14 protein-coding genes are annotated in these 16,859 nt (G+C 69.3%); 9 read left to right on the top strand and 5 right to left on the bottom strand.

Annotated elements, in window-relative coordinates; translation table 11 throughout:
• The first annotated feature begins 60 nt into the window (after nt 1-60).
• The gene (locus tag GGQ54_RS05240) at nt 61-3,915 is read left to right on the top strand and encodes a DNA-directed RNA polymerase subunit beta' (RefSeq protein ID WP_179444435.1); all 3,855 of its coding nucleotides are present in this window, start codon (nt 61-63) and stop codon (nt 3,913-3,915) included.
• A 289-nt stretch (nt 3,916-4,204) separates the two neighbouring features.
• Here the strand turns inward: GGQ54_RS05240 and GGQ54_RS16880 are convergent, their stop codons facing one another.
• The 3 genes from GGQ54_RS16880 to GGQ54_RS05225 form a co-directional block, all read right to left on the bottom strand.
• Complete coding sequence (locus tag GGQ54_RS16880; RefSeq protein ID WP_246292555.1) at nt 4,205-5,149, bottom strand: VOC family protein; 945 nt, start codon at nt 5,147-5,149, stop codon at nt 4,205-4,207.
• Between the two features lie 192 nt (nt 5,150-5,341).
• On the bottom strand, nt 5,342-5,710 hold the full coding sequence (locus GGQ54_RS05230) for a rhodanese-like domain-containing protein (RefSeq protein WP_179444434.1): 369 nt from the start codon (nt 5,708-5,710) through the stop codon (nt 5,342-5,344).
• The gene (locus GGQ54_RS05225) at nt 5,707-6,171 is read right to left on the bottom strand and encodes a cysteine dioxygenase (RefSeq protein ID WP_179444433.1); all 465 of its coding nucleotides are present in this window, start codon (nt 6,169-6,171) and stop codon (nt 5,707-5,709) included. Before GGQ54_RS05225 ends, GGQ54_RS05230 begins: the two co-directional genes overlap by 4 nt.
• A 229-nt stretch (nt 6,172-6,400) precedes the next feature.
• Here GGQ54_RS05225 and GGQ54_RS05220 point away from each other — a divergent pair, with 229 nt between their 5' ends.
• Complete coding sequence (locus GGQ54_RS05220) at nt 6,401-7,285, top strand: formylglycine-generating enzyme family protein (protein ID WP_343045858.1); 885 nt, start codon at nt 6,401-6,403, stop codon at nt 7,283-7,285.
• A gap of 11 nt (nt 7,286-7,296) precedes the next feature.
• On the opposite strand, the gene GGQ54_RS05215 is transcribed toward GGQ54_RS05220, so the two are convergent.
• Complete coding sequence (locus GGQ54_RS05215) at nt 7,297-8,295, bottom strand: alpha/beta fold hydrolase (RefSeq protein WP_179444432.1); 999 nt, start codon at nt 8,293-8,295, stop codon at nt 7,297-7,299.
• A 61-nt stretch (nt 8,296-8,356) separates the two neighbouring features.
• Here GGQ54_RS05215 and GGQ54_RS05210 point away from each other — a divergent pair, with 61 nt between their 5' ends.
• Nucleotides 8,357-8,935: a TetR/AcrR family transcriptional regulator gene (locus GGQ54_RS05210; RefSeq protein WP_179444431.1), complete on the top strand. Its 579-nt coding sequence runs from the start codon at nt 8,357-8,359 to the stop codon at nt 8,933-8,935.
• 10 nt (nt 8,936-8,945) lie between these two features.
• Complete coding sequence (locus tag GGQ54_RS05205; protein WP_179444430.1) at nt 8,946-9,641, top strand: histidine phosphatase family protein; 696 nt, start codon at nt 8,946-8,948, stop codon at nt 9,639-9,641.
• Between the two features lie 7 nt (nt 9,642-9,648).
• Here GGQ54_RS05205 and GGQ54_RS05200 read toward each other — a convergent pair whose 3' ends face one another.
• On the bottom strand, nt 9,649-10,239 hold the full coding sequence (locus GGQ54_RS05200) for an AAA family ATPase (protein ID WP_343045857.1): 591 nt from the start codon (nt 10,237-10,239) through the stop codon (nt 9,649-9,651).
• Nucleotides 10,240-10,554: 315 nt separating this feature from the next.
• Between GGQ54_RS05200 and rpsL the strand changes: the two genes are divergently transcribed.
• The 5 genes from rpsL (at nt 10,555) to GGQ54_RS05175 (ending at nt 16,848) form a co-directional block, all read left to right on the top strand.
• The gene (gene rpsL / locus GGQ54_RS05195; RefSeq protein WP_179444428.1) at nt 10,555-10,926 is read left to right on the top strand and encodes a 30S ribosomal protein S12; all 372 of its coding nucleotides are present in this window, start codon (nt 10,555-10,557) and stop codon (nt 10,924-10,926) included.
• Nucleotides 10,926-11,396 carry a 30S ribosomal protein S7 gene (rpsG, locus tag GGQ54_RS05190; protein ID WP_179444427.1) on the top strand — a complete coding sequence of 157 codons (471 nt, stop codon included), beginning with the start codon at nt 10,926-10,928 and terminating at the stop codon, nt 11,394-11,396. Before rpsL ends, rpsG begins: the two co-directional genes overlap by 1 nt.
• A gap of 117 nt (nt 11,397-11,513) precedes the next feature.
• Nucleotides 11,514-13,610, top strand: a complete 2,097-nt coding sequence (fusA, locus tag GGQ54_RS05185; RefSeq protein WP_179444426.1) for an elongation factor G — start codon at nt 11,514-11,516, stop codon at nt 13,608-13,610.
• Nucleotides 13,611-13,788: 178 nt separating this feature from the next.
• A complete protein-coding gene (gene tuf / locus GGQ54_RS05180) occupies nt 13,789-14,982 on the top strand; it encodes an elongation factor Tu (RefSeq protein ID WP_179444425.1) in 1,194 nt (397 codons plus the stop codon).
• Nucleotides 14,983-15,132: 150 nt separating this feature from the next.
• Entirely contained in the window at nt 15,133-16,848 is a 1,716-nt protein-coding gene (locus tag GGQ54_RS05175) for a cytochrome c oxidase assembly protein (RefSeq protein ID WP_179444424.1), read from the top strand.
• The last annotated feature ends 11 nt before the right edge of the window (nt 16,849-16,859 follow it).

Raw genomic sequence — 16,859 nt, 5'->3', positions numbered from 1 at the left:
CCACGATCCAGACTCTCTTCACCACTGACACCATTTCACTGACATAGGGACGGAAAACACGTGCAGGACGTGAACTTCTTCGAAGAGCTCCGTATCGGGCTCGCGACCGCCGACGAGATCCGTGGCTGGTCGCACGGCGAGGTCAAGAAGCCCGAGACCATCAACTACCGCACGCTCAAGCCGGAGCGTGACGGCCTGTTCTGCGAGAAGATCTTCGGTCCCACCCGGGACTGGGAGTGCTACTGCGGCAAGTACAAGCGGGTCCGCTTCAAGGGCATCATCTGCGAGCGCTGCGGCGTCGAGGTGACCCGATCCAACGTGCGCCGCGATCGCATGGGCCACATCGAGCTGGCCGCGCCGGTCACCCACATCTGGTACTTCAAGGGTGTGCCGAGCCGGCTCGGCTACCTGCTCGACATCGCGCCGAAGGACCTGGAGAAGGTCATCTACTTCGCCGCGTACATGATCACCTCGGTCGACGAGGACGCCCGGCACCGCGACCTGCCCTCGCTGGAGGGCAAGGTCGGGGTGGAGCGTACCCAGATCGAGAAGAAGCGCGATTCCGACATCGAGACCCGGATGAAGAAGCTCGAGGAGGATCTCGAGCGGCTGGAGTCCGAGGGCGCGAAGTCGGACGTGAAGAAGAAGACCCGCGACGGGGCCGAGCGCGAGGTCAAGCAGTTGCGCGACCGCGCGCAGCGCGATCTCGACCGGCTGGACGCCGTGTGGGACCGCTTCAAGGGTCTGAAGGTCCAGGACCTCGAGGGCGACGAGATCCTCTACCGGGAGATGAAGAACCGGTTCGGGAAGTACTTCTCCGGCTCGATGGGTGCCGAGGCGATCCAGAAGCGCCTGGAGAGCTTCGACCTGGAGGCCGAGGCCGAGAACCTGCGCCAGATCATCCAGACCGGCAAGGGGCAGCGCAAGACCCGCGCCCTGAAGCGGCTCAAGGTGATCTCGGCGTTCCTGACCACCGGCAACAGCCCGACCGGGATGGTGCTGGACTGCGTACCGGTGATCCCGCCGGACCTGCGCCCGATGGTGCAGCTCGACGGTGGCCGGTTCGCGACCTCGGACCTGAACGATCTCTACCGCCGCGTGATCAACCGGAACAACCGGCTGAAGCGCCTGCTCGACCTCGGCGCGCCCGAGATCATCGTGAACAACGAGAAGCGGATGCTGCAGGAGGCGGTGGACTCGCTGTTCGACAACGGCCGCCGCGGCCGCGCGGTGACCGGCCCGGGCAACCGTCCGCTGAAGTCGATCTCGGACATGCTGAAGGGCAAGCAGGGCCGGTTCCGGCAGAACCTGCTGGGCAAGCGCGTCGACTACTCGGGTCGTTCCGTGATCGTCGTCGGCCCGCAGCTCAAGCTGCACCAGTGCGGGCTGCCGAAGGCGATGGCGCTGGAGCTGTTCAAGCCGTTCGTGATGAAGCGTCTGGACGACCTGAACCACGCGCAGAACATCAAGTCCGCCAAGCGGATGGTCGAGCGCCAGCGCCCGGTCGTCTGGGACGTGCTGGAGGAGGTCATCGCCGAGCACCCGGTCCTGCTGAACCGCGCGCCGACGCTGCACCGCCTCGGCATCCAGGCGTTCGAGCCGCAGCTGATCGAGGGCAAGGCGATCCAGATCCACCCGCTGGTCTGCACCGCCTTCAATGCCGACTTCGACGGCGACCAGATGGCCGTGCACCTGCCGCTGTCGGCGGAGGCGCAGGCCGAGGCCCGCGTGCTGATGTTGTCGACGAACAACATCCTCAAGCCGGCCGACGGTCGCCCCGTGACCATGCCCACCCAGGACATGATCATCGGCCACTACTACCTGACCCAGCAGCGCGACGGCGTGCCGGGCGAGGGCCGGGTGTTCGGCTCGGTGGCCGAGGCGACGATGGCCTTCGACCGCGGCGAGCTGGCCGTCGGTGCCGCGGTGAAGATCCGGCTGCGTGACATCGTCCCGCCGGCCGGTGCGGAGCTGCGCGCCGACAACACCATCCTGCTCGACACCACGTTGGGCCGGGCGCTGTTCAACGAGGCGCTGCCGGCGGACTACCCGTTCGTCAACACCGAGGTCGGCAAGAAGCAGCTCGGCGTGATCGTCAACGATCTGGCCGAGCGCTACTCCAAGGTCGAGGTGTCGGCGACGCTGGACAACCTGAAGGACCTCGGTTTCCGCTGGGCCACCCGGTCCGGCGTCACCGTGTCCATCGGCGATGTCTCGACCCCGCCGGACAAGCCGGAGATCCTGGCGGGCTTCGAGGATCGTGCCGCCAAGATCGACAAGCAGTACGAGCGCGGCCTGATCACCGAGGACGAGCGGCGCCAGGAGCTGATCGAGATCTGGACCGAGGCGACCGGACAGCTCGGGGTGGCGATGGAGAAGAACTTCTCCGCGACCAACCCGATCTACATGATGGTCAACTCGGGCGCGCGCGGTAACCCGGTGCAGATGCGCCAGATCGCCGCCATGCGAGGCCTGGTGGTGAACCCGAAGGGCCAGATCATCCCGCAGCCCATCAAGTCGAACTTCCGCGAGGGCCTGTCGGTGTTGGAGTACTTCTTCTCCACCCACGGTGGCCGCAAGGGGCAGGCCGACACCGCGCTGCGGACGGCCGACTCGGGCTACCTGACCCGGCGCCTGGTCGACGTCTCCCAGGACGTGATCATCCGCGAGGAGGACTGCGGCACCGAGCGCGGCCTGACCAAGACCATCGCGGTCGAGGAGAACGGCAAGCTGGTCGCCGACGAGCATGTCGAGTCGGCGGTGTACGCGCGTACCCTCGCGGTCGACGTGACCGACGACAAGGGCGAGGTGCTGGTCCCGGCGGGCGTCGATCTGGGCGATGTGAACATCGCGATGTTGATCAACTCCGGGATCAGCCAGGTCAAGGTGCGCAGCGTCCTGACCTGTGAGGCCGCGACCGGTACCTGCGCGATGTGCTACGGCCGCTCGCTGGCCAGCGGCAAGCTGGTCGACGTCGGCGAGGCCGTCGGCATCGTGGCGGCGCAGTCGATCGGCGAGCCGGGTACGCAGTTGACGATGCGTACCTTCCACACCGGCGGTGTGGCGGGCGACGACATCACCCAGGGTCTGCCGCGCGTGGTCGAGCTGTTCGAGGCGCGGACGCCGAAGGGCAAGGCGCCGATCGCCGAGCTCGCCGGCCGGATCAGCGTGGAGGAGGGCGATCGCAGCCGCAAGCTGACGCTCACCCCCGACGACGGCTCGGAGGAGATCGAGGTCTCCGTCGGTCGCCGCGCGCGGATGCTGGTCGAGGACGGCGATCACGTCGACGTCGGCCAGCAGCTCACGGTCGGTACGCCGGATCCGCAGGACGTGCTGCGGGTGCTCGGTGTGCGCAAGGTGCAGGAGCACCTGGTGGACGAGGTGCAGTCGGTCTACCGGACCCAGGGTGCGCCGATCCACGACAAGCACATCGAGATCATCATTCGGCAGATGCTGCGCCGGATCACGGTGATCGAGTCGGGTGACACGACGATGCTGCCGGGCGAGTTGGTGGACCGGCAGTCCTACGAGGCGGAGAACCGCCGCGTCGTCGCCGAGGGCGGGCAGCCGGCCTCGGGTCGTCCGGTGCTGATGGGCATCACGAAGGCGTCGCTCGCGACGGAGTCGTGGCTGTCCGCGGCCTCCTTCCAGGAGACCACCAAGGTGCTGACCGATGCCGCGATCCACGGCAAGTCGGACTCCCTGGCGGGCCTGAAGGAGAACGTGATCCTCGGCAAGCTGATCCCGGCCGGTACCGGCCTGGACCGCTACCGCAACATCCGGGTCGAGCCGACCGCGGAGGCCAAGGCCAATGCGTACTCGATCAGCTACGAGCCCTACGACTACGACTTCGGGTCGGGCTCTGGCGCTGCGGTGCCGCTGGACGACTTCGACCTCGGCGGCGACTACCGCTGAGTTGAGCTGAGCGATCGCTGAGCGATCGGGGCAGGCGAGGGCCGGGCGCGTGGCGCCCGGCCCTCGTTCGCGTCCTCGTTCGCCGCGGGTGTCCGCAAGACCGGAGAAGCGGCCGGTCGCTGAAGCCCCGCTCACCCAACACCTGCGCGGTGACCCAACACCTGTAGCTGTTGGGTCACCGCGCAGGTGTTGGGTGAGCGCAGCAGGCGGGTGCGCTTCGCCGCCCCAGGCGCGGGTCAGGCTCCGTCCCTGGAACACCTGGCGGAGCTGGCGCTGAGGCGACTGCGCGTCAGTCGGCGGCAACGAATACGCAGAACGGATGGCCGGCCGGGTCGGCATAGACGTAGAGGGGCTCGTCCGGGCTGTCGGTCCGGTCCAGGATCAGCCGCGCCCCGAGCGAGAGCGCACGCTCGTGCACCGCGGCGAGCGTGCCACGATCGGGAACCGTGGTATCGAGGTGCGCCATCTGCGGTACTGCCGGATCGGGCCAGGTCGGTTCGGGCAGCGACTCGACGGCCTGGAAGGCGAGGCCCGGCCCGTCGGGTGCCCGCAGCACCAGCCAGTCGGAGCCGAGCGGGTCGGGCTCGCCGGGCGGGGGCGGCTCGTCGCCGGGCCTGTACGCCCAGCCCAGCAGCTCGCGGTAGAACTCCGCGAGCGCGCGCGGATCCGGGCAGTCCAGCACGATCTGCCGCAGCCGGGGGCGGGGTGGGTCCTGCGCCGGCCCGCGCTTCGTGCCGCCGGCGAGGTCACGCATCGCGGCGTCGATCGTCGCGAAGATGGTGTCGTCGCCGCCCTCCCAGCTCGGCGTCGGGTCCGGCTGCCGTGGCGCGAGCTGGTAGAGCCACCACACATTGCCCCACGGGTCGCTCATCCGCGCGATCGTGGTCTCGCCATAGAAGGCGGTCGGTTCGGTGATCACCGTTGCCCCGCGGGTATGCGCCCGCGTGAGCACCGCACTGGCGTCGCGGACCCACACCTGCAGGAGGCCTGGTCGGGCGGGCCACCCGGGCAGTCGATCGGCAAGCAGCAGCCGGCCCGAGCCGAAGTCGAGTTCGGCATGGATCAGCAGGCCGTCGGGCATCGGCGTGCGTGCGGCCCGATCCTCGGTGGCACCGAAGACCGCGCTGACGAAGTCGATCAGGCCCGGCGCGTTCTCGACGATCACGAACGGGTTGAGCACCGTCGAGTCGCCGGGTGTCGTGTCGGGTGCGAGCAGCAGTGATGGGGTGTCCATGCGGCTCACGCTAGACACCGATCAGGACGGGTGTGGTCCGGTTTCCTCACCCCGCGCCGGGGCAGCGGCCCGTCGCTGAAGCCCCGCTCACCCAACACCTGCGCGGTGACCCAACACCTATAGCTGTTGGGTCACCGCGCAGGTGTTGGGTGAGCGCAGCCAGCAGGCGCGCTTCGCCGCCCCAGACGCGGGTCAGGCTCCGTCCTCGGCCTCGCGCCAGGCGTCGTAGCCGCCGATCAGGTCGGTTGCCCGGGCGATCCCGAGCTGCTGCAACGTTGCCGCGGCCAGGCTCGAGGCGTACCCCTGCTGACAGACCACCACGATCCGGGCATCCCTCGACGCCTCGGGCAGTGCCGCCTCGCTGGTCGGGTCGAGCCGCCACTCCAGGACATTGCGCTCGATCACGGTCGCGAAGTCGATCTCGCCGTGCTCGTTGCGCTGGGCCTGCGGACGGATGTCGATCACCCACGCGCCGGCCTCGTGCTCGGCGCGCAGGCGCTCCGGTGGTACGCGGGTCAGGCCGGCGCGGGCGCGCTCCAGCAACTCGTCGACGCCGCTCACCAGTCGGCCCCGGCCAGCCGGCGGTCGGAGCGCACCAGCTCGGTGCCGGACTCGGAATAGTGATTCATGACCGTCAGTCTGGGCCCATACACGTGCAGGCTGATGGCCGGCTCCAGGGTGGGGTTGGTGACGCGATGCACGTGATCGGTGCCGAACGCGCGCGACCGGCCGGCTCCCCAGCGCAGATCTGCCCCCGGGCGCAGCACCCCCGCGCGGTCTTCTCGGGCGACCTGTTCGCGCAATGTTCCGCCGAGCACCACGAATGCCCCGGCGCTGGCGCCGTGATCATGCCAGTCGGTGCCCTGGCCGGGCAGCCAGGTGAGCAGCCAGGCCTCGCGGTCTGGCCGGGCGAGGAGGCGGTGGTAGTAACGGCTGGTCGCATCGAAGTCGACGAACCGTTCCCACAGTTCGGGGGTGCGGGCGAGCGATCGGGCGAGTTCGAGGTGGCTGGAATCGGGCATGACTGTCTCCTGGGATGTTGCGATGGATGGGGTGCGCGGACCGCCGGGATCAGCGGTGGGCGGCGCAACACAGCGCGCAACAGAGCCGACCCAGATCGACGTGGCGGCGCGTCCAGGGCAGGTGCGCGGCGGTCGGGCAACTCATGCCGGCAAACATAGTCGATTAATTTGATCTACAAAGGCGGGTCCGCGATCCGGTCCACCCGATCGAACGCACTACCATCGCGGGGTGAGCGAGTCACCCGGCAGCGCGCCCGCGGAGTTGATCGAGATCGCGGCCGGGCCATTCGCGATGGGCAGCGACTCGCCCCGGGCGCATCCCGCCGACGGCGAGGGACCGGTCCGCACGGTCACCCTCTCGGCGTACCGGATCTCGCCGACGGCCGTGACCAACGCGGAGTTCGCCGCATTCGTCGACGCGACCGGCTACCGCACGGAGGCCGAGGGCTTCGGCTGGTCCTATGTCTTCGGCGGCATGGTCGCGCCCGATGCGGTGATCATGGACGCCGGGGTTCCCGGCGCCCCCTGGTGGCGCGCGGTGCGCGGCGCCGACTGGGCGCATCCCGAGGGCGGGCGTTCCGGCATCGGCGATCGCCTCGACCATCCGGTCGTCCAGGTCTCCTGGCACGACGCGCAGGCCTACTGCCGCTGGCGCGGCGTCCGGCTGCCCACCGAGGCCGAGTGGGAGAAGGCGGCCCGCGGCGGCCTGGTGGGCGCCGCCTACGCGTGGGGGGATGAGGTGAGTCCCGGCGGTGAGCACCGCGCCAACATCTGGCAGGGCACGTTCCCCGAGATCAACACCGCCGAGGACGGGTACGCCGGGACGGCCCCCGTCACGGCGTACCCCCCGAACGGGTACGGGCTGCACAACACAGCCGGCAATGTCTGGGAATGGTGCGCGGACTGGTTCAGCGCACGCTGGCATGTCCAGGACATCGAGCAGACCCGGGTCGACCCGCAGGGCCCGCGCTGGGGCATGGCGCGGGTGGTTCGTGGCGGCTCCTATCTGTGCCACTCCTCGTACTGCAACCGCTACCGGGTGGCGGCGCGGACCCAGACCACCCCGGACTCGGCCCTCGGCCACACCGGCTTCCGGGTGGCCGCGGACGCCTGAGCGATCGCCGGTCAGCGCTGGTCGTGCGCGGACATGAACGCCAGCAGCCGGTCGTTCAGCGGGCCCGGCACCTCCATCGGCAGGGAGTGGCTGGTGTCCGGCCAGATCTGCACCTCGATCCCGGGTGTGCTCGCTTTCGCCTTGTCCGCAACCGATTGCGCGTCGTGCATCACGCTCCGCGGGGCCAGCGCCAGGTAGACGGGCAGTCCCGAGAGCTGCTCCCCGGTGATCAACTCCGGCTGCGCGGGCAGCGCGCTGCGGTAGTTCGCCATCCCGGCATCGATCATCCGGGCGACCGGGTCGTCGAGGTCGCTGGTGGTGGCGCCGCCGAAGTCGGCCAGCATCGCGTCTCGCCACGCCTTCGGCAGGAACGGCAGCGCGGCCGGGATCGACTTGGCGATGGTGCTCGCCGGCAGCCCCTCCCAGACATAGACCGGCTCCAGCAGGCTCAGTGAGGCGATCCGCCGCGGAAACCGGGCCGCGAAGTTGGCGGCCGCCCAGCCGCCGAAGGAGTGCCCGACGACATGCGCGCGCTCGATGCCGAGGCCGGCGAGGGTTTGGTCGAGCCAGTTCGCCTGGTCCTGCGGCGTCCGGATCGGGCGGTCCTGGATGCTCAGCCCGGCATCGCCGAGCGCATCCAGGGCGAAGACCGTTCGCTCGCGCTGCAGCAGCGGCAGATTCGCCTGCCACATCGGCGTACCGGAACGGATCCCGGGCACCAGCACCACCGGCGTCTGCTGCCCACCCGAGCGAGCGTCGAAGCGGTACACCCGGACGATGCCGTAGTCGGTGCGGATGTCGAGGATGGCGTCCGGAGCGGGCAGCTTCGTCATCGCCTCGGCATAGGCCGCCCGGTAGGCATCCTGTCCGGCCGCCGAGCGCCAGTAGCCCACCGGGCTCGGATCCTTGATCAGATACGCCAGTGCGGCGACCAGGACGACGACGATGATCAACGCGGCGGCCCACCGGGAGAAGCGGCGCTTGAGGCGGGGGGCGGGGGATGACGGCACGTTTCAATACGAACATATCGTTACGCTGTTTGCAAGTCGTCCGTACTGGTACGCTCGCTCGATGCCTCGCGTGGTCGATCAGGAGCAGCGCCGCCGCGAGATCACCCACGCCCTGTGGCTGGTCATCGCCACGGACGGCATCGACGCGGTCAGCCTGCGGCGCGTCGCCGAGGCGGCGGGGGTCTCCATCGGTCGGATCCAGCACTACTTCGCCGACAAGGATGCGCTGCTGCTGCACGGCATCGCCGAGTTCGCGGCGGCCGCGCGGCGCGCGTACGAATCAGTCGAGGGTGATGCCGCGGAGCGACTGACCCGGTTGCTCACCCAGCGCATCCCGACCACGCAGACCGGCCGCACCGCGGTCGCGATCTGGCACAGCTATCTCGGCTGGGCGCCGCGCCGCACCGAAGCGGTGGCCGCGGTGCGCGACGCGGTCGCCGCCGGCGACCGGCTGGCCGCCGAGTTGGTCAGCGAGCTCACGGGTCTGCCGCCGGCCCGGGCGCGAGAGCGCGCCCGATGGCTGACGTCGGCGGCCGACGGTCTCGCCCAGCGCGTGATGCTCGGCACCGTGTCCGGGCGTACCGCGATCGCCCAGGTCCGCTCCGCCGTGGCCGGGCTCGGGCAGCAGCGGGCTGGCTAGGCTGGCGCCCATGCCCACCGGCGCGACGCGAGACACCACGCCCGGTCGCCGGATCCACCTCGTGCGGCACGGGGAGTCGGTGGCCAATGTCGACCCGACCGTCTACGAGCGCGTACCCGACTATCGGATCCCGCTCACCGAACGCGGCCACGACCAGGCCCGCGCCGCGGGTCGCGGCCTGCGTGCCGCTCTTGCCGACCGGCCGGTGCGCGTCTACGTCTCGCCCTATCTGCGGGCCCACCAGACCCTGCTCGCGCTCGGTCTCGACCGGCCCGAGTCGATCATCGAGGAGCCCTGGCTGCGCGAGCAGGACTGGGCGAACTACCAGGACCCGGCCGAGATCGCGGCGCAGAAGGAGCGGCGCAATCGCTACGGGCACTTCTTCTACCGGTTCCGCGACGGCGAATCGGGGGCCGACGTCTATGACCGGGTTGCCGGTTTCATCGGCGGCCTGGAGGTGACCTTCGCCGATCCGGGTACGCCGGGCGACATCGTGCTGGTGACCCACGGGCTCACCATGCGGCTGTTCTGCATGCGCTGGTTCGGCTGGACCGTCGAATACTTCGAGTCGCTGAAGAATCCCGACAACGCCGAGCGCAAGACGATCACGCAGACCGCTCGCGGCTGGGAGCTGGACCGGTCGTTCCACCAGTGGAAGGCGGCGGACCCGCAGACCACGATCGCGCAGCGGTACGCCGCGGAGTGAGGCGGGCTCAGACGCGGGCGCGCTCCAGGTTGTCGAGGATGTCGTCGACCGTCTCCTGCGGCGTCTGTGCCGAGGAGTCGAGCCAGTAACCGATCCGCGCGGTCTCCTGGCGCAACTGGCTGTCCAGCGCGCCGGGGGAGAAGTGCACATAGCCCGCCTTCTGGCGCTGCTCCTCGCGCCATTCCAGCGCGGACACGGTCGGTGACAAGACGACCAGGAACCGCTCGGCGGTCCGGATGCGGGAGATGAAGCTGGCCAGGTGCTCGCCGATGATCACGTCCTGGACGATCGCGTCGAAGCCGCGGGCGGCATAGGCATCCGCGGCGTGGCTGGCCAGGTCGTAGCGCAGCGCGAGCTGTTCGAGCGCATCCGGACTGGGCTGCGGGGTCATGTCCTCGCGGCCGTTGACGATCATCCGGCGGAAGAGATCGCCCCGCACGTGCACCGATCGCGGCAACTGGGCCGACAGCAACTCGGCGACCGTCGACTTGCCGGCCGCCATGGCCCCGGTGATGACGATCACGCGACCCGCCGGACCGGGCGCGGTGGCAACCTGGTCCGCCGATTCGGGGAGCACGTCCGTGCTGGCCTGCTGCACGCGTCCATTCTGAGCGACGCACGTGAACGTTGCGTGAATCCCGCGCCGTCGGCGACCGCCAGAATTTTTGACCCTTCCCGGCGCGTCGACTAGCATGGACGCTTGTGTTCGGCTCGCCCGGACCATGTGCGCATGCCCCGGTGCCCGACGGCATCTGCAGCGTACAGCGAACATCCGCACCGCTGGCCGATGGCCGGGTTTCGTCCCGGCCGCCCGCGGGCGCGATGTTTGAACCGACAGGTTTGCAGCAGGAACGCCAGGCGATGAGTCAGACCGACGACATGCGCCAGACCGAATAGAGAGAGATACCAGCCGGTGCCCACAATCCAGCAGTTGGTCCGCAAGGGCCGGTCCGACAAGGTCGCCAAGAGCAAGACCCCCGCGCTGAAGGGTTCGCCCCAGCGCCGCGGCGTCTGCACCCGCGTCTACACCACCACCCCGAAGAAGCCGAACTCGGCGCTGCGCAAGGTGGCCCGCGTCAAGCTGTCGTCGGGGATCGAGGTGACCGCCTACATTCCGGGCGTCGGGCACAACCTGCAGGAGCACTCGATGGTGCTGGTCCGCGGCGGGCGTGTGAAGGACCTGCCGGGTGTCCGTTACAAGATCGTGCGCGGTTCGCTCGACACGCAGGGCGTGAAGAACCGCAAGCAGGCTCGCAGCCGTTACGGCGCGAAGAAGGAGAAGTAATGCCTCGCAAGGGCCCCGCCCCGAAGCGTCCCGTGATGGCCGACCCCGTCTACGGGTCGCCGCTGGTCAGCCAGTTGGTCAGCAAGGTTCTCACCGACGGCAAGAAGACCACCGCCCAGGACATTGTCTACAGCGCGTTGGAGGGCACCCGCGCGAAGACGGGTGTCGATCCGGTGCAGACGCTGAAGCGTGCGCTGGACAACGTCCGCCCCAGCCTCGAGGTGAAGAGCCGCCGGGTCGGTGGCGCCACCTACCAGGTGCCGGTCGAGGTCAAGCCGGCCCGCGCCACCACGCTGTCGATGCGCTGGCTGGTCAGCTTCTCGCGCGCCCGTCGCGAGAAGACGATGTCGGAGCGGCTGATGAACGAGATCCTCGACGCCTCGAACGGCTTGGGTGCCGCCGTCAAGCGCCGCGAGGACACCCACAAGATGGCCGAGGCCAACCGGGCCTTCGCCCACTACCGCTGGTGACGCGCTCCCGGCGCCGGAATACCGGCGCCGGGACCGCCGTTTCATCAACTGGTGGTCACGGCTCCCGGCCGCCCCACCACCCACCGCAAACACAGATTCGAGGTTGAACGCTCTCCGATGGCTGTCGACATCAAGACCGACCTGGGCAAGGTCCGCAACATCGGCATCATGGCGCACATCGATGCCGGCAAGACCACCACGACCGAGCGCATCCTGTTCTACACCGGCATCACCTACAAGATCGGTGAGGTCCACGACGGCGCCGCCACGATGGACTGGATGGAGCAGGAGCAGGAGCGCGGCATCACGATCACTTCCGCGGCCACCACGGCCCACTGGAAGGATCACCAGATCAACATCATCGACACCCCCGGGCACGTCGACTTCACCGTCGAGGTGGAGCGCTCGCTCCGCGTCCTCGACGGCGCCGTCGCCGTCTTCGACGGGGTGGCCGGCGTCGAGCCGCAGAGCCAGACCGTGTGGCGTCAGGCCGACCGTTACAACGTGCCGCGGATCTGCTTCGTCAACAAGCTGGACCGCACCGGCGCGTCCTTCGACTTCTGCGTCAAGACGATCCGCGAGCGTCTGAACGCGACCGCGGCCGTGATGCAGTTGCCGATCGGTGCCGAGGCCGACTTCATCGGCGTGGTCGACCTGATCCGGATGAAGGCCCTGACCTGGCGCGGCGAGACCAAGCTGGGCGAGGACTACGAGGTCGAGGAGATCCCGGCCGACATGCTCGAGGAGGCCCAGGCGGCCCGCGCCGAGCTGATCGAGACCGTCGCCGAGCATGACGACGAGCTGATGGAGCTCTACCTGGAGGGCGAGGAGCCCACCGAGGAGCAGCTCCAGCACGCCGTCCGGCGCGCGGTGCTGTCGTCGGCGATCACCGCCGTGTTCTGCGGCTCGGCCTTCAAGAACAAGGGCGTGCAGCCCCTGCTCGACGCCGTCATCGCCTACCTGCCGTCCCCGGTCGACGTCCCGGCCATCCAGGGCTTCAAGCCCGGCGACGAGTCGGTCGAGATCGAGCGCAAGCCGTCCGACGACGAGCCGTTCTCGGCGCTGGCGTTCAAGATCGCGGCCGACCCGCACCTGGGCAAGCTGACCTTCGTGCGGCTCTACTCGGGCAAGCTCGAGGCGGGCTCGACGGTGCAGAACAGCACCAAGCAGCGCAAGGAGCGGATCGGCAAGATCTACCAGATGCACGCCAACAAGCGTGAGGAGATCGCGTCGGTCGGCGCCGGCCAGATCGTCGCCGTGATGGGCCTGAAGGACACCACCACCGGCGAGACCCTGTCCGACCCGCAGAACGCGGTCGTGCTGGAGTCGATGGACTTCCCCGCACCCGTCATCGAGCAGGCCATCGAGCCGAAGACGAAGTCGGACCAGGAGAAGCTGTCGACTGCCATCCAGCGGCTCGCCGAGGAGGACCCGACCTTCCGGGTGCACACCGACGAGGAGACCGGCCAGACGATCATCGCCGGCATGGGCGAGCTGCACCTGGAGGTGCTGATCGACCGGATGAAGCGCGAGTTCCGCGTGGAAGCCAACATCGGCAAGCCCCAGGTGGCCTACCGCGAGACCCTGCGTCGCCCGGTCGACAAGGTCGACTACGTGCACAAGAAGCAGTCCGGCGGTTCCGGCCAGTACGCCAAGGTGCAGATCAACCTGGAGCCGCAGGAGGCGGGCGCGGGCTATGAGTTCGTGAATGCGATCACCGGTGGTCGCATCCCGAAGGAGTACATCCCGGCCGTCGACGAGGGCATCCAGGAGGCCATGCAGACCGGCGTGCTCGCGGGCTACCCCGTCGAGGACATCAAGGTCACGCTGGTCGACGGGGCGTACCACGACGTCGACTCCTCCGAGCTGGCGTTCAAGATCGCCGGCATCCAGGTGTTCAAGGAGGCGGCCCGCAAGGCCGACCCGGCGCTCCTGGAGCCGATGATGAAGGTCGACGTCACCACGCCGAACGACTACCTCGGCACCGTGATCGGCGACATCAACTCCCGTCGTGGCCAGATGCAGGGCACGCGGGAGGAGCACGGCAACCAGGTCGTCGAGGCGCTGGTGCCGCTGTCGGAGATGTTCGGCTATGTCGGCGACCTGCGGTCGAAGACCTCGGGCCAGGCGTCGTACTCGATGGAGTTCGACTCCTACGCCGAGACCCCGAAGACGGTCTCCGACGAGATCATCGCCAAGGCACGCGGGGAGTGATCCCCGCCCGCCGAGGCAGCACGGGCCCGGGATGATAGACCCGATCGGTTTGACTGTCACGGGTCCGTGCACAAAACTTGGCCGGGTGCCCTGCGCCGCGCGCAGCGCAACGCCCGACCAGCAGTAACCATCGCAAGCAGCCCGCTACCGCGCGGCAATCATCGAAGAAGGAGCCCCAGTGGCAAAGGCCAAGTTCGAGCGGAACAAGCCGCACGTCAACATCGGCACCATCGGGCACATCGACCACGGCAAGACGACCCTGACCGCGGCGATCTCGAAGGTGCTCCACGACAAGTACCCGAACCTCAACGAGGCGTCGCCTTTCGACCAGATCGACAAGGCTCCCGAGGAGCGTCAGCGCGGTATCACCATCTCGATCGCTCACATCGAGTACCAGACCGAGAACCGGCACTACGCCCACGTCGACTGCCCCGGGCACGCCGACTACGTGAAGAACATGATCACCGGTGCCGCCCAGATGGACGGCGCGATCCTGGTCGTGGCCGCCACCGACGGCCCGATGCCGCAGACCCGCGAGCACGTGCTGCTGGCCCGCCAGGTCGGCGTCCCGTCGATGGTCGTCGCGCTGAACAAGTGCGACATGGTCGACGACGAGGAGCTGATCGAGCTCGTCGAGATGGAGGTGCGCGAGCTCCTCACCGACAACGAGTTCGACGGTGACAACGCGCCGGTCGTGCGCGTCGCCGCGTACCCGGCCCTGCAGGGCGAGGAGAAGTGGACCGAGTCCATCCTCGAGCTGATGAACGCCGTGGACGAGTACATCCCGCAGCCGGAGCGCGAGATCGACAAGCCGTTCCTGATGCCGGTCGAGGACGTCTTCACGATCACCGGTCGTGGCACCGTCGTCACCGGCCGCATCGAGCGCGGTGTGGTCAAGGTCAACGAGACCGTCGACATCGTCGGTATCCGCGACGACAAGCAGACCACCACCGTCACCGGTGTGGAGATGTTCCGCAAGCTGCTCGACGAGGGCCAGGCGGGTGAGAACGTCGGCCTGCTGCTCCGCGGCACCAAGAAGGAGGACGTCGAGCGCGGCATGGTCGTGATCAAGCCGGGTTCGACCACCCCGCACACCGAGTTCGAGGCTCGCGTCTACATCCTGAACAAGGACGAGGGCGGGCGGCACAAGCCGTTCTTCAGCAACTACAGCCCGCAGTTCTACTTCCGTACCACCGACGTGACCGGTGAGATCAAGCTGCCCGACGGCACCGAGATGGTGATGCCCGGTGACAACACCGACATGACCGTCAAGCTGATCCACCCGATCGCCATGGAGGAGGAGCTGAAGTTCGCCATCCGTGAGGGCGGCCGCACCGTCGGCGCCGGTCGGGTGACGAAAATCCTCAAGTGATCGCTGCGCGATCAACGATCCTCAAGTGATCGCTGCGCGATCAACGATCCTGAAGTGATCATCGGCTGAGGCCGCGCAAGGGCCCGGGACTCCGCAAGGAGCCCCGGGCCCTTTGCGTATTCTGGGCCGCGTCGGCGTAGAGTCGCCCGCGTGGCTGCAGGCCGGATGATCGCGACAGCATCCCGGCCCGCGACGGTCCTGCTCGCCGGGCTGGTTTTCATGATCGTATTCGCGGCTGTCGCGCTGCATCCCGACGCGATGCCCGCCCCCGCTCCCGACCCGCTCACCGTCCTCGGCGCCGGACTCTTCGGCGTCGCCGCGGGAGCCGCGGCGGTGCTGACGGTGTCCCGCCTGCTGTGCGCGATCGGCTGGCGACGGCCGGAGCGGGGCGAGAACGCCGGCCCGGTACGCAACGAACTGACGCCCGGCGCCCGCGCGGCGGCCCGGGCCGCCATTGCGCCGGCGCTTGCCTGGGCCGGGTTCGCCGCGCTCGGCGTACCGTTCGCCATGGCAGGAGAGTCCGACCGGCCGCTCGGTGCGGTCCTGGCCCGCCTCGGCGCCGACCTGCCGATCACCTCCGCCCCGCTCGGCTGGGCCCTCACCGCGGCGCTGGCCGCGCTGTCGGGCGCGCTGCTCGCGCGTGTTCGCACCTGGGCCGGGGCCATCGCGCTGCTCTGTCTCGCGCTGGCCGCCTGCATCCCGGCCGCGGCCCTCGCGGTGCCGCCCGGTCCCGGCGCGGACCTGCGTACCGACGCCGTCGGCCTGGCCGCGCCGGCGGCGGTGCTGGCGCTCGCCGCGGCCATCGCGGGGCAGCGCCGGGTCGCGGCCCGGGCCGGGACAGCAGCGGCCGCCGCCGCGGCTGCGGCGCTGCTGGCCCCGCTCACCGCGCCGGCGGGGGCCAGTCCGGGGCAACTCCTCGTCCTCGGCTACGGCATCGGACCGGGGCCATCGGGGGCGAACTTCCTGCTCCCGGGCCGCCCGAACTTCCTACTTGCCGGACTCGCCGTCCTCGCGGTGATCGCCTACCTGGCCGGGGTCCGGGCGCTGCGCCGCCGGGGCGATCGCTGGCCGGTGGGGCGGACCCTCGCCTGGGTGGTGGGCTGGCTGCTCGTGATCACGGTCGCGGTGACCCGGATCTGGCAGTACGGGGACATCAGCTTCCGCTATCACATGCTGGCGCACATGGTGCTGAACCTGATCGCTCCCGTGCTGCTGGTGCTCGGCGGTCCGCTCACCCTGGCGCTGCGCGCCCTGCGGCCCGGGCGGGCCGGCGGTGCTGGCAGCGCGCGGGACGCGATCGAGTCGATCATGACCTGGCGGCCACTGCGCGTGCTCGCGCACCCCGTCGTCATCTGGTTGATCTTCGTCGGCTCGTTCTACCTGCTCTACTTCTCGGGGCTGTTCGGACTGGCGATGGCGCGTCCCTGGTCGCACCAGTTGATCACCCTGCACTTCCTGCTCACGGGGTACGCCTTCTCCGCCGTCGTGATCGGCGTGGACCAACCGCCGCGCCCACTGCCGCACCTGGCTCGGCTCGCGTTCGTCTTCGCCGCCATGCCGTTCCACTCCTTCTTCGCGGTGATCGTGATGGACGCCGAGACCATCATCGGCGCCGCCTACTTCGCGGCCGTGGCGCCGGTGCCGCCGCTCGACCCGGTCGCCGAACAGGCCGCCGCCGGTCAGATCGCGTGGTTCATCGGCGAGATCCCCCTGCTGGCGACCGTCCTGATCCTGCTCGTGCACTGGTACCGCGCCGACCGCCGGGAGGCTCGGCGACGGGACAAGGCCATCGCCAGCGGACGGGACGAGGCGTACGAGGCCATCCAGCAGATGTATGCCGATCTCGCCCGCCACGACCGCGACTGACGTCGCCCGTC

The sequence above is a fragment of the Naumannella cuiyingiana genome (genome assembly GCF_013408305.1).
Classification (GTDB): Bacteria; Actinomycetota; Actinomycetes; order Propionibacteriales; family Propionibacteriaceae; genus Naumannella; species Naumannella cuiyingiana.
The sequence above is the reverse complement of the archived record's forward strand: the minus strand, read 5'-3'. Positions and strand labels throughout refer to the sequence as shown.